This window comes from Flavobacterium sp. KBS0721 (genome assembly GCF_002007065.3).
Classification (GTDB): domain Bacteria; phylum Bacteroidota; class Bacteroidia; order Flavobacteriales; family Flavobacteriaceae; genus Flavobacterium; species Flavobacterium piscis.
This window is the reverse complement of record NZ_CP042170.1, coordinates 2,422,694-2,438,919: the sequence shown is the minus strand read 5'-3', so window position 1 is coordinate 2,438,919 and position 16,226 is coordinate 2,422,694. Positions and strand designations below refer to the sequence as shown.

Here is a 16,226-nt window from a genome sequence, read left to right as displayed (position 1 = left end):
TATTAAATTGGAATTTCTTTCAATCTTACATCAAACCTCTACCAACTTTAATCATCTTTTTATTAGCCGTAAGCTCTTTAACAAGATTATCTAAAATTCCGTTGATAAAAATACTACTTTTTGGTGTAGAATACTCTTTTGCAATTTCTAAATATTCGTTAAGAGTTACTTTTACTGGAATCGAAGGGAATTTTAAAAATTCGCAAATTGCCATTTTCAAAATAATAGTATCAATTTCAGCTATTCTTTCACTGTCCCAGTTTGGAGTTTTATCATCATATTCTTTGGCTAAGATTGATTCGTTTAAAACTGTTCTTCTGAATAAATCTTTAGCAAAATCTTTGTCTTCAACATCTTTATACAATTTCGGCACTCTAAAATCATCAGGATCCTGCGTTTTAATTGCTTTTAATTGCTTAACGATATGTGTATTTACAACCGGAATATCATCAACCCAGGTTAATTTATCATCTTCTAAATACTCATATAATTTTTCGTTAGGAACTATTACATCTGCAAATAAATCGATTACAAATTGTCTGTCTTCTTCAAATGTATTAACTGTAGTGCTCATGTATTTTGCATACAATTCGCTGGCTTTAATATCATTTAAAAGCAAAATGATATAATCATCATTCAACGACCAGTTGTTGATTTTACGATTTTCTAAAGCAATACTCAAAGAATTACTTTCGGCAAGAAGTTGGAAAATTTTGTTGTTGATGAACTTTTCGTTCGGATTACGTTCTGCAGCAGTTGCAAGATGTTTTTTACTTGATAAATGCAAGAAAACAGATTCTTTTTTGCAAATTTCAATCAATGAAGAAAGCATTATAAGATATAAGTCCTGAATGTTATCAATGCTATAAAAAAGAAATTTTTCCTCTTTTTCCAGATTATCAGAACCGCTTTGATGCATTGCATAAATGGATTGCATTACTTTAACGCGTATGTGTCTTCTATTTACCACCTTGTAAGAACATTTAAAAATTAGTCTGCAAAAATAAGTATTTAAGACCTGATATTAAAATTAATTCGTAAAAAAGTCACAGTTTTCGGTCGCAGTTTTCACTATTATTCAAAATGTGTTGAAAAGTCGCAGTTTACAGAATAAAAAAAGTCTCAGTATTCAGTCACAGTTTACATTGCAAAACTGAGACGGAATACTGAGACTGTAAACTTTAAACTAAAAATTACTTCTTAGCGGCGTTTTCAATTTTTCTTAAATCAATACGATTTTGAGCAATTGTTAGTGCAGCTTTATGTGTTGTCATTCCGTTTTTCACAGCATAGTCGATAATTTCTAAAGTAGTATTGTAGATATTTTCGGTTTTTGTCATGATTTCGGCTTTACCGTAGTGCTCTAATTCAGCATACACATTGATAATTCCACCGGCATTGATCAGAAAATCAGGAGCATATAAAATACCTCTTTCCTGTAATCTTGCTCCGTGAATATTTTCATCTGCTAATTGATTGTTGGCAGCACCAGCAATTACTTTAGCTTTAATTTTATTTACTGTATCATCATTAATGATGGCTCCCATTGCACATGGTGCATAAATATCAACATCTGCAGTATATAAATCTTCACCAGTGTAAACTGTTGCGTTATATTTTGTAGCTACCTGAAATAATTTTTCTTCATTGATATCAGTAATAGTAACGATTGCTCCTTCTTTAGTTAAATATTCTACTAAAGCTTCACCAACATGACCAATTCCCTGAACCAAAACTTTTTTCCCCTCTAAAACATCAGTACCAAACTGACTTTTAGCAGCAGCTTTCATTCCTAAATAAACACCATAAGCGGTTATTGGAGAAGGATTTCCTGAGCCACCTCTTTCTTCAGAGATGCCTGTAACATAAGGCGTAACATCTCTTACAGTGTCCATATCCTTAGTTTCCATTCCAACATCTTCTGCTGTAATATATCTTCCGCCCAAAGAGTGTACAAACTCTCCAAACTTGCGCATTAATTCTGGTGTTTTTTGCGTTTTAGCATCACCAATAATTACTGCTTTACCTCCACCAATGTTTAATCCTGTGATGGCAGATTTATATGTCATACCTCTTGAAAGACGCAAAACATCGTTTAATGCTTCCCATTCAGTATTATAGTTCCACATTCTGGTTCCTCCTAAAGCTGGCCCCATAACTGAATTATGAATACCAATAATTGCTTTTAAACCTGTATCTTTGTCATTGCAAAAAACAATTTGTTCGTGATCATCAAAAGACAGTTGACCAAAAACAGGATCCATTTTTTGAAGTTCCTTTCCAGTTGCGAAAGTTGCATCCATAGCGCTAGTATTTATTAGATTAAATTATGAATTTGTTAAAAAGACTTCTCAAATTTATATAAAAAATACAATTGTGCTAATTTTTTATCTTTAAAATAACAATATAACAATCGTTTTGTTTTGATTAAATTATACTTTCCGTTAATTTTAATTCATAAAATTTTATAAAATCAACACAATTCAACATTGAATCTCTTAAAAAAATGAAAGAATTAAGCTATTTAAACAAATATTTCATAAAATATAAATATAGTTTCTCTTTAGGAATTTTAATCACCATAATCGCACAAATATTCTCTTTATTTACTCCTAAGCTTATTAGTAAATCTTTAAACGCTATCGAAAAGTTTGATAAGCTGCCAGAAACTGATCAGACATCGCAAGTAATTATTGACTCCTATCGCGATGGATTAATTCATAACGTACTGCTAATCATCGCCACTACGATTGTTGCGGGTTTTTTAACTTTTTTAATGCGCCAGACTTTGATCGTAATGTCACGTCATATTGAGTTTGATTTAAAAAATGAGGTTTTCAGACAGTACGAGAATCTTTCGCAGAACTTTTACAAACAAAACCGTACGGGAGATTTAATGAATCGTATTAGCGAAGATGTTTCAAAAGTGCGTATGTATGTTGGTCCGGCCGTAATGTATACGATCAATACTTTTATACGTTTTGCGATTGTTATTATATATATGTATAATGTTTCGCCATTACTGACATTATATACTATTTTGCCTTTACCGATTCTTTCTTACTGTATTTTTAAATTAAGTTCTGAAATCAATAAACGAAGCACGACTTTTCAGCAATATTTATCGAAAGTATCGAGCTTCTCTCAGGAAATTTTTTCCGGAATTAGAGTTATTAAAGCAAACTCATTAGAAAATCAGCATCAGAATAATATGGTGGCTCTTGCCGATGAAAGCAAAAAGAAGAGTTTAGATTTAGCTAAAGTGCAATCACTATTTGGCCCTTTAATGATTGCCTTAATCGGGATTAGTAATCTGGTGGTGATTTATTTTGGAGGTGTTATGTACATCAACGGAACGATCCCTAACATTGGTACAATCGCTGAGTTTATTTTATATGTAAATATGCTGACCTGGCCCGTTGCTTCGTTAGGATGGGTTTCATCAATGGTTCAGGAAGCAGAAGCTTCTCAGAAACGTTTGAATGAGTTTTTGAAACTTGAACCGGAAATTAAAAATAAAAACGAAAACCATTCTGACATTCAAGGTTCTATCTCTTTTGAAGATGTAAGTTACACTTATGAAGATACCAATATCGAAGCTTTGAAAAATGTAACATTTACAGTAAAAAAAGGAGAAACACTGGCTATTTTAGGAAAAACTGGTTCCGGAAAATCGACTATTTTATCCCTGATTTCGCGTTTATATGATGTTACCGATGGAAAAATTACCATTGATCAGCAAGAAATAAGCACTTTAAACCTAAATGATTTAAGAAACAATATCGGAATTGTGCCTCAGGATGCATTTCTGTTCTCTGATACTATTAAGAACAATATCAAATTTGGTAATCAAAACGCTACAGACGAAGAAGTAATTGAAGCTGCCAAAAATGCTGTAGTTCACGATAATATTGCCGCTTTCAACAAACAATACGATACTATTTTAGGAGAAAGAGGTATCACACTTTCGGGCGGACAAAAGCAGCGTGTATCTATAGCACGTGCTATTATTAAAAACCCGGCAATACTCCTTTTTGACGATTGTTTATCGGCAGTGGACACCGAAACCGAAGAAACAATTTTGAATAATTTATTCGAAATCTGTAAAGATAAAACTACAATAATTGTAAGCCACAGAGTATCCTCTGCAAAGAATGCTGATAAGATAATCATTTTAGAAGACGGAAGGATCATTCAACAAGGCTCTCATAATCAATTAATAAATCAGGAAGGATATTATGCATCGTTATATTTAAAACAACTTTCGGAAAAAGAATTACTTTAAATGTTGCGTAATAGATAATTTTTTATGATTTTTGAGTACTATTAATTCCAAAAATGATAGAACGTATTATGAGAGAAAATGACATGTTAGAAAAAGAAGAGATTTTTTCTAAAGTATTACGAGCAGGAAGAAGAACTTATTTCTTTGATGTGAGAGCTACTAAAGCTGATGATTATTATATCACTATTACAGAAAGCAAAAAATTTACCGAAGAAGATGGCTCTTTTCATTTTAAAAAACACAAAATTTACTTGTACAAAGAAGATTTTAGTGCTTTCGCTGAAATACTAGAAGAAATGACTTCATATGTCTTGAACCACAAAGGCGAAGAAGTAATTTCTGAAAGACACCAAAAAGATTTTAAAAAAGAATATGGTTCTGATAAACCTGAAGGACAAAGAACCAGTTTTACCGATATTGATTTTGACGATATTTAGTCGAAAATAACTTTTTAAAAAGTACGAGTCCAATATGTTCTGCATTTTGGACTTTTTTTATATATTAATTTATTATTTTAGAGTTTAGATTTTTAGATTTTAGACTTTCAAACTGATTAAAAACTCAACAACAACAATTCAATATTTTTAAAATGAAAAAATTAATCCTTTTACTTACTTTCTTCTTTATCTATACGACTTCTTTCTCACAGAAATTAGAGTACGAAACGAAATCAAACATTCAATATTACAACGCAGCAACCAATAAATCTGATAGTTATATAAATGAAAGATGCGTCCTGGATATTTATTATCCTAAAAACACAAAAAATTTCGCAACAATTGTCTGGTTTCATGGTGGAGGATTAACCGGCGGAAGCAAAGAGATTCCGGAAGCCTTAAAAAATAAAGGTTTTGCCATTATTGGAGTAAACTATAGATTATCACCAAAGGCAAAGGCAGCAAAAGCTATAGATGATGCTGCGGCAGCTGTCGCTTGGGCATTTAATAATATTGCCAGTTATGGCGGAGATACTTCTCTGATTTTTGTTTCAGGACATTCTGCAGGAGGTTATTTAGCTTCGATGATTGGCTTAAACAAAGAATATTTAAAGAAGGAAGGAATCGATGCCAATAAGATTGCAGGATTAATTCCGTTTAGCGGGCAATGTATTACCCATTTTGAAATTAGGAGAGAAAATGGAATTCCGGAAACCACTCCTACTATAGATACTTATGCACCTTTATTCTTTGTGCGTGCTGATGCTCCGCCGCTTTTATTAATTACCGGAGATCGCGAATTAGAGATGTTGGGCCGATATGAAGAAAACGCTTATATGGCCAGAATGATGAAACTGGTTGGCCACAAACAAACTAAACTTTATGAACTCGACGGTTACGGACACGGAATGACAGAACCTGCATTTCCATTACTTATTAATGAAATCAACCGAATTATAAAAGAAAAGAAAAAATAATCACTAAATAAATCCACGGCAATGGAAACGCAATTATTAATATTACCCGGACTCGGAAATTCCGGCGAAAAACACTGGCAGACTTTTTGGCATAAAAAATTTGAAAATTCTATACGCTTAGTTCAGGACAATTGGGACGAACCTATTCGGGAAGAATGGCTCGAAAGATTAAACGAAGAAGTTTCAAAACTAGATAAACCAACTGTTTTAGTAGCCCATAGTTTGGCTGTTTCTTTAGTTTTACATTGGGCAAAAGAAAATAGCAATTCTAATATTGCTGGTGCTTTTTTAGTGGCTCCTGCCGATGTTGATTCACCTCAGCACACTCCTGACATTATTCGTAATTTTTCACCAATGCCTATTTATAAATTGCCTTTTCCTTCTATTCTTGTGGCAAGTGAAAATGATCCTTATGCTTCTTTCGAAAGAAAACAATATTTTGCTGAAAAGTGGGGAAGTGAATTTGTAAACGTTGGACAAAAAGGACACATCAATTCTGAGTCTGATTTAAAATATTGGGAAGAAGGTCAGTTGATATTGCAACAGTTAATAGATAAAATTTAGTTTTCAGTCTCAGTTTTCAGTCTCAGTTTGAGCAGAATTTAACCGCAAAGTTCGCAAGGTTTTTTATCATAAAGCATTTTATAAAAACTCAAAAGTTCGCAAAGCTTTGTATAAAACTTTGCGAACCTTGCTTAAAACCTTTGCGAACTTTGCGGTTAATTCCGGTTCAGACTGAAAACTGAGACTGAAAACTGAGACTGAGACTGAGACTGAGACTGAGACTAAAAACTAATCTACCCAATCCTAAGACCGTTTTCTATTTTAAAATCAGGAGCAAGTAAAATTACATCTCCCTCCTCTCCTACAGCACCAAGAACCAAACATTCGCTCATAAATTTCCCGATTTGTTTTCTTGGGAAGTTTACAACAGCCACAATCTGTCGGTTGACTAAATCTTCTTTTTGGTAGCGCTTGGTAATTTGTGCTGATGATTTTCGAATACCAATTTCAGCACCAAAATCGATTGTGAGCTGATAAGCCGGTTTTCTTGCTTCAGGAAAATCATTTACTTCTATAATGGTTCCGACACGCATATCGGTTCTTTCAAATTCACTCCAGGTTAAATCCATTTTTATATTTTTGAGTATACAGTATTACAAACCTATTAATTTTGTAATTATTACTACTAATTCTATAACCGTTTTTTTTAGTACTACTGCTAATTTTACTTAACACTTATTAAGCTCAAACTAAAAAAATATATGATGGAAAAAACCCTCCTTAACGCCGACCAATCTCTAAGAGATTTTGATTTTGATATTCAGGAACTAAATACAGACAAATACATTGAAACTGCTAAAAATGTACGTTTATATGTAAAGGATTATGGAAGAGGAAAACCTGTAATTTTAATTCACGGCTGGCCACTTTCTAATGAAATGTGGGAATATCAGATTGATTTTTTAGTTCAGAACAATTACAGAGTTATTGCTTATGATCGCAGAGGATTTGGTAAATCATCTCAACCTTATGATGGTTATGATTACGATACGTTAACTGATGATTTAAAAGAAATTATCGAGCAGCTTAAATTAGAAAATGCAACTCTTGTAGGTTTCTCAATGGGCGGAGGTGAAGTAGTTCGTTATTTTAGCCGTTATGGCGGAAAAGGAGTTACAAAAGCAGCTTTAATCTCTTCGGTAGTTCCGTTTTTATTACAAACAAGTGATAATCCTGATGGGCATCCAAAAGAAAAAAGCGAAACTACAGCAAGTGCCATCAAAGAAGACAGAATTGGTTTTGTAGATAATTTTGGAAAAACTTTCTTTGGAATCAACATTATCAACAAACCTTTAAGCACACCATTATTAGAATACTACAGAACATTGTGTTCCTTTGCTTCTCCTCGTGCCACTCTAAAATGTGCTGAATCTTTTTCGTATACTGATTTTAGAGAAGAATTGGATTTTATTAAAGTTCCAACTTTAATTATTCACGGTGATGATGACAAAATTGTTCCAATTGAGCTAACATCAAAAAAAGCAGCCAAAGCCATTCGTGAAAACACTTATATTGTTTATGAAGGCGCACCACACGGATTATTTTACACAGATAAAGATAAATTAAATAATGATTTACTGAACTTTTTGAATTCGTAAATCAGCATTGATAGTCAAAGAATATCCAAAGAACTTTTATAAAATCTTCTTTGGATATTTTTTTTTGTTTCCATGCTCTTTCTTTTACAGAATATTAAGGTTATTTTTGAATAACTAATTTTTGTATAAAATGGCACGAACTCCTTCGAATATGTTACCACTAGGCACCATTGCTCCGGGATTTATATTAAAAGATACTAATTCTAATAATCAATATTCATTTGAAGATTTAAAAGGATCAAAGGGAACATTAGTCATTTTTATTTGCAACCACTGTCCGTTTGTACTTCATGTCATCAACGAAATCGTGATGATTGCCAATGATTATCGCGTACAAGGACTTGGTGTTGTAGCTATTTCCAGTAACGATGTTGAAAAATATCCTCAGGATTCGCCTGAATTAATGACTGAGTTTGCTTTTCAGAATAAAATAGATTTCCCTTATTTATATGATGAAAGTCAAGAAGTTGCTAAAGCTTTTGATGCTGCATGCACTCCTGATTTCTATTTATTCGACGATCAGAACAAATTGTTTTACCGTGGTCAGCTGGATGATTCAAGACCCGGAAACGGAATCCCGTTAAGCGGAACTGACCTTCGAAGCGCTATTGATGCTCTCATTTATAACAGGAGCTTAAAAGAACCACAAAAGCCAAGTATTGGATGCAATATTAAATGGAAATAAAACAATTATAACTATTTCAAAAAGTTTCCCTATCTTTACAGATCAAAATTAATTATTCTCATTGTGAGCACTATAAATATATTTACGGCCTTAACATTGCTGTTTTCTTTAAGGAGAAAACCGCTTGCTGCTGTATTTATTAGTCATAGTAAGGCCTTTATTAATTAGGCCTCCGTCTATTTCAAATTTCTTCTTTCAGGCGGAGGATTTATACCACGATTTAATCATTTATTTTATTTGAAAGAGTAAATACTCTCTCAAGTAATTTTTTGGTTCTTTCAATCAAAAATTTCCAAAACATCATTCTTTTAAAATTTCGATTTGCATTACGCATTTTGAAATAAAAATTATGCATTTATAAGCCTGCAGAAGAAATTAAACAAAACTCTGAAATTCAAAATAAATTAATAATAATAAAATAAAACATAGTTATGAAACCAACACCCACTTTCTGCAAAACAGATTATCACTTTTTAAGAGAATTGATCTCAAAAAGTAAAAATTCAACAAATGCTAAAGAAGCGAATCAGCTTTCGCAAGAATTAGACCGAGCGGTAATTAGCAAAGAAAGCGAACTAGACAACTCGATTGTAAGAATCAATTCTTATGTCACTATCGAAGATGTAAAAGCAAATAAACAAATGAAAATTCAGATCGTTTTGCCCTCATATGCAGATTTAAAACAAAGTAAAATTTCGATACTCGCACCTTTAAGTGTTGCTATTATTGGATTTAAAGAAAATGACGAAGTTGATTGGGAATTGCCTGCTGGAATAAAAACATTAAAAATAGTTGCAGTTAATAATATCGCCGAAGAAAACGCTTAATTTTTTTAAACACCTCACTCGTGAAGGTGTTTTTTTTATGTTCTATCTTAAATAAAAAAACTATCCAATAAATAATTTACTGAATAGTTTTATGAATCTACAATTATAAACTTCTTACAATTGAGAGCTGATATAATTTGAAATCGAAGCTATCTGAGTATCATCTAACTTCGCTTTTTTCTGCATTCTTGTCAAAATAGGTTTCCACTCTTCTTTACTAAATTGCTTTGCGTCATATAATTTATGACATCTTGCACAACTATTCTCGTACAGGTTTTTGCCTGCTTCTAATTCTGGAGTTAATGCTACGGCTTTTGTAGTATCAAATACCAGCGCAGGTTCTGTCGTTGCAACTGGAGCTGTCTTCTGAGTTCCGCATGAAGCTAAAAGTAACGTTACAGCTGCAAGGATTAAGATTTTTAATTTCATTGTTTATCTATATTTTTAAGTAAATATAAAAAAATCCCATACGCCGAAGCCTATGGGATAATTATTTAAAACAATACTAAATTGTATGTTGTTTTCTTATTTTACGTCCATTAATTCAACGTCAAAAATTAAAGTAGCGTTTGGTGGAATAACTCCTCCTGCACCTGCAGCACCGTAAGCTAAATCAGACGGGATTACAAAACGAGCTTTATCACCAACTTGCAGTAAAGCGATACCTTCGTCCCATCCTTCGATAACCTGACCCTGACCTAATCTAAATTCGATTGGTTTTTTACGTGGATAAGATGAATCAAAAACTTTTCCGTTTTCTAAAGATCCTTCGTAATGAACTGCAACAGTTTTTCCTGCTTCAGCTTTTTTACCTTCACCTTTATTAATCATTTTATAACGTAAACCGCTATCTGTTTTATCAAATCCGGCAGCCAATTGCTCCATTTTTGCTTCAGATTCTGCTTTTAAAGCTGCATCTCTTTTTAGACGAGCACCTTTTAAACCTACAAAAGCTTCAATAGCATTAAATTTTTCAGCTTCTTCTCCAACTCTAATAATCTCTACACTTTCAAGGGCATCGCCTTGAGCTACAGCATCAACGATATCCTGACCTTCGATTACGTGACCAAAAACAGTATGTTTTCCGTCTAACCAAGAAGTTGGAACGTGAGTGATATAAAATTGAGAACCGTTACTTGCAGGTCCTGAATTTGCCATTGCCAAAACTCCCGGACGATCGTGTTTTAAACTTGGGTGAAATTCATCATCAAATTTATATCCAGGATCTCCAGTTCCAGTTCCTTTTGGGCATCCACCCTGAATCATGAAATCAGGAATTACTCTGTGAAAAGTTAATCCGTCATAGAACTTTTGTCCTTGAGGTTTTACTTTATTTTCCATATTTCCTTCTGCAAGAGCTACAAAATTCCCTACAGTTCCCGGTGTTAAATCGTGAGTTAGTTTTACTAAAATCGAACCTTTACTAGTGTTGAATTTAGCGTATATTCCGTTTTCCATGTTGTTATTTTTAATTTAAATGCAAATTTACAAATTAATTTTATATCAATTTGTGCTTTCTATTTTTTAGACTTTGATTTATAAGTAAGACCGTAAACTGTAAATGCTAAAGCTGATAAGCCAACACACCCAATAGTTACGGCATGCCATCCGCCCAATTTCCATAATAATAATCCGTAAGCTGATCCTGCTGCTGTTCCTAAAAAGCTAAAGGACATAAATACAGTGTTTAATCTGTTTCTGGCTTCGGGAAGCAATGAATATACTCGGGTTTGGTTTGAGATATGAACTCCCTGAATTCCTATGTCGATAAAAACGATTCCAATCGCGATTCCGATCACACTTTCTATTGAAAAATAAAAAACCAAAAAGCTAATTAAAATCAATAAACAACCGTAGCCAACAGCCACTCTCGAACCTCCTTTATCTCCCATTTTCCCCACTAAAGGCGCTGCTAAAGCTCCTGAAGCACCTACAATTCCGAACAAACCAATTGTGGCACTATTAAAACCAAAAGGTTCTCCTGAAAGCAATAAAACCATTGTGGTCCAGAATGCCCCAAACTGAGCAAAGCTAAACACATTAATCATCGTGGCTTCACGCAAAACAGGCTCTGTTTTTATAAGTGTAAAAAGAGATTTAATTAATTGACCGTAAGTTCCCTGAAACTGAGGTTTATTAACGGGAAATTTATTCTGGATTACAAAAAAGATCAAAAGACAAATTCCGGATGCGATATAAAACATCGATCTCCAGCCCAAAACCTGACCAATAAATCCGCTTAAAGTTCTTGATAATAAAATCCCTACAAGTAATCCGCTCATGATGGTTCCTACAACTTTACCTCTTTGTTCAGGCGCACTTAATGACGCAGCCAAAGGTAAAATAAGCTGTGGCACAATCGAAGTGATTCCGATTAACAAAGAAGCTACCTGCAACAGAAAGAAACTTTTTGCCGTTGCAGCTAGAATTAAAGCAATTACCGAGGCAAAAGTGGTAATCAGGATTTGCTTTTTTCGCTCCAGTTTATCACCCAACGGAACCATAAAAAACAATCCGATAGCGTAACCGGCCTGAGTTAGATATGTTATTGTTCCCGCGCTGGCTTCAGGAATTTTAAATTCGTTGGCAATTAATACAATTAAGGGTTGGCAGTAATACAGATTTGCAACTATAAGTCCAGTGCAAGCTGCCATAAATAAGACATTCGTTTTGGATAAATTCATTTTGCAAAAATACCAATCTAATCTTTATCACAACTTTAAAAAATCTATAAATTTTTCAAATCCTGAAAGAAACCAGAAGATTATTCCCGTGAAAATATTGATTTTTAAAACTTATGGCTGCATAAAATCTTCACGAATCGGGCTAAAAACATCTGTCAAAAGTCCGCTTTCTAAACAAACTACACCATGAATTGCATGAGGCGGAATATAAAAACTATCGCCTTCTTTTAAGGTTTGCGTAACTCCGTTGATTGTTACATCAAATTTTCCGCTTGAAACATAAGTAACCTGAGTATGATAATGTTCGTGTAAAGTACCAACTCCGCCTTTTTCGAAATGAACATTCACCAGCATTACTCTGTCATCATACGCCAGGATTTTGCGTTTGATACCTTCGCCTACTACTTCCCACTCTATTTCATCTCCTTTTATAAACTCTTTACTTGTTCCAAAACTTTGCATGTCTTTCTAATTTTATTCCTACAAAAATACATTTTTAAATTATTTCAACCTAAATCAATTCTTTTAAAATAAAATCACAGCTCGTTTTGATCGCTTCAAAAGCATTTGGATTATAATTATTCTCTTGTTCTACAAAAAAATGTTTCATTCCGGATTGTTTTACTTCTTTAAAAATAGTTTTAAAATCAATAGATCCTGAACCTATTTCTGTATTCAAAGCAGAATTTACTTTATCCATATCTTTTACATGCCACAATTTAAAACGCCCCGGATTTTCTTTGAATAATTTAATGGGATCATTTCCTGAGCGAACCACCCAATATAAATCCAATTCAAAAGAAACTAAATTACGATCTGTTTCCTTCAATAAAATTTCATATCCCGTAATTCCGTTGTGTTTCTGAAATTCAAAATCATGATTATGGTACGCTAATTTTAAACCTGCAGCTGCGCACATTTTTCCGGCTTCATTTAAACGAACAGCAATCTTGTGAAAATCATTTCTAAAAGGTTCATCAACCCATGGAACGGTTAAATATTCGTTTTTTAAAATTTGAGCCGCTTCAATCGCAGCTTTAACTTCTTCTAAATTTCCATCATACAAAAAGCTTCCTAAATTATAATGGCCGCTTGGAGCTTTCAAATTATTTGCATCTAAGATTTTTTTAACCTCAATTGGAGATAATCCCCAAAATTGATCTTTTATAGAAAAACCATACGTTTCGACTGTTTTATATCCCGCTTTTGCGACTTTCTCTAAAGTTGATTTTACATCATTTGGAAGTTCATCACGCAGGGTATATAATTGCAAACCTATTTCTTTTTTATCCATAGTAAAAGCTAATGATGGTAAAGCCAAAACTGTTGCTGCAGCCAGACTTGTGTTTATTATAAAGTTTCTTCTTGTGATCATTTTGTTTAAAAAGATGAAAAGTAAAACTAATCAATTAATTGATTGTTAAGATCCTGAAAATTGTTTTTCGTAATGATGTATAAAATTTTTTAGCGCCGCTCTGGTTTCTACATTTGTAATTTCTCCCTTTTCATTAATTTTTCCCCGAATGCCAGATATTAATAATTGAGTATCCTCTTTTAGGTTAGCTTCCAGCGTTTTCATTATTAAAATCAGTTGCTCGTGTCCCATTTCTCCGGAAGCCGAAGCAGTAATTAAACCTGTTCTTTTATTTGAAAACACAGTAGTAGAAACACACCATTCTAAAGCATTTTTTAAACTTCCAGGCAAACTGAAAACATATTCCGGAGTGCAAATGATAACTCCATCAGCGTTTTCAATTTTATTTCTAAAAGAAACAACTTCCTGCGGAGGAGTTTCAGAATCTAAATCAGGATTAAAATGAGGAAGTTTATCTATATTTTCAAATATTTCAACCTCAAATAAATCTTTAATTTGTTCTGAAATGAACTTCAAAATTTTGTAATTGCTTGAGTTATTTCGGGTGCTGCCTGTTATCGCAACTATTTTTATCTTTTTCATTTCTAATTTATCGAATAACTTCCAGATCTTTTTTCATTAAACCAAATTCGTCGGTTAAGTTATTCTTTTTAAAATATTTTTCTAAATCAGTTAATCTCTTTTCATTATCATATGCTATACAGGAATTCAGTTTTCTTTGACAAACAGAGCATAACCTGATCGAATGCCTGTCGGTTTCTTCCATACTATTGGTACCATTCATGACACAATTGGCATTTATACAATGATGAAGACCAAACATATGCCCTATTTCATGAGAGCTTATTTTAAGCAATCTCGATAAACAAAGATTAAAATTTTCAGCAGTTAATTCGCCATCCTGCAGTCTGTAAATGGAACTCACACCTACTTTATCATGATAAGATGCCAAACCAAAAACATAATTCCATTCTGGTTTAGGGTACAAATCCAGTTCTGAAAGCCCCATTAAAGCAATCCTGTTCAAAGGTTTTTCTTCTTTTAAAACATCATTTAAAAGGTAACCAGCCAATAACTGTTCATGACCATAAACTGTTCTTCTGGCAGAATTTGGCACTATATCATTAGAAATTGGCTCTAACGTTTTTGCCTTTAATTGAAAGTAAATTTCCAAATATTCATTGAGCAACTGAATCTGTTTCTTTTGTAAAGAATTAAAATTCCCGATAGGCCGTATGTAAATAATATTCGCCTCTTTTGTTGGAACAATATGTTTAGATCTGAAATATTGCTCAAAAGTTTGTCCTTTTTCTTTGCGGGAATACAACCAATCGCCATAAACCGGCTCTCTCAACTTAACGTCATTACTTTTGATTTGTTTAAAATAAGACGCTTCTTTTGGAATTTCTTTTGGGATCTCTTTTCTAGTTTCTTTTACTTTTTCTTTATTACAGGAACATAATGAAATAAGAAGGAAGAGGATTAGTTTTTTCATTTATGTTTGGTGTGTTTATTTTTTAAAAACCAATTTTAAATTAATTCTTTAAAAATAAACTTTTCCTCATAATCCACTTCAAATTTTTCCAGAAAGTCAAGATATTCTTCTCTAAAAGTTTTCTTTTTATGCTGTACTTCCTGATTCTCTATATAATTGATTACAGCATTTAATTGTGATTTGCTATATGAAAAAGCTCCATAACCTTCCTGCCATTCAAAATGAGTGTTTAGAAATTTATTTTTATTGATCCATTTTGAAGAATCTTGTTTAATGTTTTTCATTAAATCAGAAATGGATTGAGCGGGCCGTATCCCAATTAAAATATGGACATGATCTGAAACACCATTGATAGCTAAAAGTTTGTGATTACTATTTTTAATAATTCCAGCTATATATTTGTACAATTCCTCTTTCCAGTCATTGTTTATTATTGCTTGTCTAAATTTTACTGCAAAAACAAAATGAATATGTATTTGAGTATATGTATTTGCCATAAATGTGTAGTCCCTACGGGACATTTTTAAATTTATAATTGTTTTTTCTACCAATATTTAATTCCTAAAGGAATATAGGCAGATTTTTTTAAAGCAAATATATTTAAAAATGAAAGAATAAAACTACAATTATTATTATTTAAAATATCCTTTTATAATCAAAAAAACATCATTTTAAAATGTTCCGTTAGGAACAAAATATTGGTAGCAAAAATTTTAACCACACCCATTTGTCCCGTAGGGACTACATAAATTAAAAATCCATTAATCCATTACTCACCTTCCTCAAAATTATCGAAATAAGTAAAATCTTTGGTAATTAATCCGTTTTCAATTGTAAATATGGTACAAATAGGCAATTCGAATTTTGAATTATCAGGCGCCGTTCCTGTCGAAATAAACTCCACAATAATATGATTTTCTCCCGATGGATAAATTTGAACGACTTTATCATGCAAATCAGGAAACACTTTATTCAATTCTGCATATTTACTTTGTATTTCCTGGCGTGTTTGTTTTACAATTCCCTGCCCTAAAGAAGGATCTTTAAAATCAGCAGTTTCGGAATACATTTCTGCCATCTTTTTCCAGTCATGATTATTAAAATACTCAAAATACTGTTTGACTAATTTCTCGTTTTTTGAAGTATCCATTGGTTTTGATTGGTTTTTATTATTGCAGGAAATAATGATAAAAACTACAATAAGGATTATTACTTTTTTCATCACGTACTTTTTCTTAAATCAATATAAATCAACTTATAATGTTTTTAAATATAGATAAAAAAAATAGAGATTGCATT

At 32.6% G+C, this 16,226-nt stretch carries 19 protein-coding genes; 7 read left to right on the top strand and 12 right to left on the bottom strand.

Going from position 1 to position 16,226, the window contains the following annotated elements; translation table 11 throughout:
* Positions 1-25: 25 nt before the first annotated feature.
* Together nusB and B0M43_RS10745 are read right to left on the bottom strand one after the other, a co-directional pair.
* On the bottom strand, positions 26-937 hold the full coding sequence (nusB, locus tag B0M43_RS10750) for a transcription antitermination factor NusB (protein ID WP_065448293.1): 912 nt from the start codon (positions 935-937) through the stop codon (positions 26-28).
* Positions 938-1,193: 256 nt separating this feature from the next.
* A complete protein-coding gene (locus tag B0M43_RS10745) occupies positions 1,194-2,303 on the bottom strand; it encodes a Glu/Leu/Phe/Val dehydrogenase (RefSeq protein WP_078008362.1) in 1,110 nt (369 codons plus the stop codon).
* 203 nt (positions 2,304-2,506) lie between these two features.
* Here B0M43_RS10745 and B0M43_RS10740 point away from each other — a divergent pair, with 203 nt between their 5' ends.
* The 4 genes from B0M43_RS10740 to B0M43_RS10725 all read left to right on the top strand — a co-directional run bounded on the left by B0M43_RS10740 (position 2,507) and on the right by B0M43_RS10725 (position 6,263).
* Positions 2,507-4,285 (top strand): ABC transporter ATP-binding protein, encoded by a 1,779-nt coding sequence (locus tag B0M43_RS10740; RefSeq protein WP_078008363.1) that lies wholly within the window; start codon positions 2,507-2,509, stop codon positions 4,283-4,285.
* Positions 4,286-4,353: 68 nt separating this feature from the next.
* The gene (locus tag B0M43_RS10735; RefSeq protein ID WP_017495419.1) at positions 4,354-4,722 is read left to right on the top strand and encodes a PUR family DNA/RNA-binding protein; all 369 of its coding nucleotides are present in this window, start codon (positions 4,354-4,356) and stop codon (positions 4,720-4,722) included.
* A gap of 152 nt (positions 4,723-4,874) precedes the next feature.
* Complete coding sequence (locus tag B0M43_RS10730; RefSeq protein WP_078008364.1) at positions 4,875-5,699, top strand: alpha/beta hydrolase; 825 nt, start codon at positions 4,875-4,877, stop codon at positions 5,697-5,699.
* Between the two features lie 21 nt (positions 5,700-5,720).
* The gene (locus B0M43_RS10725) at positions 5,721-6,263 is read left to right on the top strand and encodes an alpha/beta hydrolase (protein WP_078008365.1); all 543 of its coding nucleotides are present in this window, start codon (positions 5,721-5,723) and stop codon (positions 6,261-6,263) included.
* A 233-nt stretch (positions 6,264-6,496) separates the two neighbouring features.
* On the opposite strand, the gene B0M43_RS10720 is transcribed toward B0M43_RS10725, so the two are convergent.
* Positions 6,497-6,832: a tRNA-binding protein gene (locus tag B0M43_RS10720; RefSeq protein WP_078008366.1), complete on the bottom strand. Its 336-nt coding sequence runs from the start codon at positions 6,830-6,832 to the stop codon at positions 6,497-6,499.
* A 135-nt stretch (positions 6,833-6,967) separates the two neighbouring features.
* Between B0M43_RS10720 and B0M43_RS10715 the strand changes: the two genes are divergently transcribed.
* The 3 genes from B0M43_RS10715 to B0M43_RS10705 all read left to right on the top strand — a co-directional run bounded on the left by B0M43_RS10715 (position 6,968) and on the right by B0M43_RS10705 (position 9,373).
* Positions 6,968-7,861 (top strand): alpha/beta fold hydrolase, encoded by an 894-nt coding sequence (locus tag B0M43_RS10715; protein ID WP_078008459.1) that lies wholly within the window; start codon positions 6,968-6,970, stop codon positions 7,859-7,861.
* Positions 7,862-7,991: 130 nt separating this feature from the next.
* Positions 7,992-8,546, top strand: a complete 555-nt coding sequence (locus B0M43_RS10710) for a thioredoxin family protein (protein ID WP_078008367.1) — start codon at positions 7,992-7,994, stop codon at positions 8,544-8,546.
* A gap of 431 nt (positions 8,547-8,977) precedes the next feature.
* Positions 8,978-9,373 (top strand): GreA/GreB family elongation factor, encoded by a 396-nt coding sequence (locus B0M43_RS10705; RefSeq protein ID WP_065448195.1) that lies wholly within the window; start codon positions 8,978-8,980, stop codon positions 9,371-9,373.
* A 114-nt stretch (positions 9,374-9,487) separates the two neighbouring features.
* Here the strand turns inward: B0M43_RS10705 and B0M43_RS10700 are convergent, their stop codons facing one another.
* The 9 genes from B0M43_RS10700 to B0M43_RS10660 form a co-directional block, all read right to left on the bottom strand.
* Positions 9,488-9,802, bottom strand: a complete 315-nt coding sequence (locus B0M43_RS10700; protein WP_065448194.1) for a cytochrome C — start codon at positions 9,800-9,802, stop codon at positions 9,488-9,490.
* Positions 9,803-9,898: 96 nt separating this feature from the next.
* A complete protein-coding gene (locus B0M43_RS10695) occupies positions 9,899-10,831 on the bottom strand; it encodes a peptidylprolyl isomerase (protein WP_078008368.1) in 933 nt (310 codons plus the stop codon).
* Positions 10,832-10,890: 59 nt separating this feature from the next.
* Complete coding sequence (locus B0M43_RS10690; protein WP_246860220.1) at positions 10,891-12,027, bottom strand: MFS transporter; 1,137 nt, start codon at positions 12,025-12,027, stop codon at positions 10,891-10,893.
* 141 nt (positions 12,028-12,168) lie between these two features.
* Entirely contained in the window at positions 12,169-12,519 is a 351-nt protein-coding gene (locus B0M43_RS10685) for a cupin domain-containing protein (protein WP_078008370.1), read from the bottom strand.
* Between the two features lie 49 nt (positions 12,520-12,568).
* Positions 12,569-13,432: a sugar phosphate isomerase/epimerase gene (locus B0M43_RS10680; protein ID WP_078008371.1), complete on the bottom strand. Its 864-nt coding sequence runs from the start codon at positions 13,430-13,432 to the stop codon at positions 12,569-12,571.
* 45 nt (positions 13,433-13,477) lie between these two features.
* Positions 13,478-14,014, bottom strand: coding sequence for an NADPH-dependent FMN reductase (locus B0M43_RS10675; RefSeq protein WP_078008372.1), 537 nt, complete (start codon positions 14,012-14,014; stop codon positions 13,478-13,480).
* Positions 14,015-14,021: 7 nt separating this feature from the next.
* The gene (locus B0M43_RS10670) at positions 14,022-14,927 is read right to left on the bottom strand and encodes a Zn-dependent protease (protein WP_078008373.1); all 906 of its coding nucleotides are present in this window, start codon (positions 14,925-14,927) and stop codon (positions 14,022-14,024) included.
* 35 nt (positions 14,928-14,962) lie between these two features.
* Complete coding sequence (gene tnpA, locus B0M43_RS10665; protein ID WP_078008374.1) at positions 14,963-15,424, bottom strand: IS200/IS605 family transposase; 462 nt, start codon at positions 15,422-15,424, stop codon at positions 14,963-14,965.
* Positions 15,425-15,696: 272 nt separating this feature from the next.
* The gene (locus B0M43_RS10660; RefSeq protein WP_078008375.1) at positions 15,697-16,149 is read right to left on the bottom strand and encodes a nuclear transport factor 2 family protein; all 453 of its coding nucleotides are present in this window, start codon (positions 16,147-16,149) and stop codon (positions 15,697-15,699) included.
* Positions 16,150-16,226 lie beyond the last annotated feature (77 nt).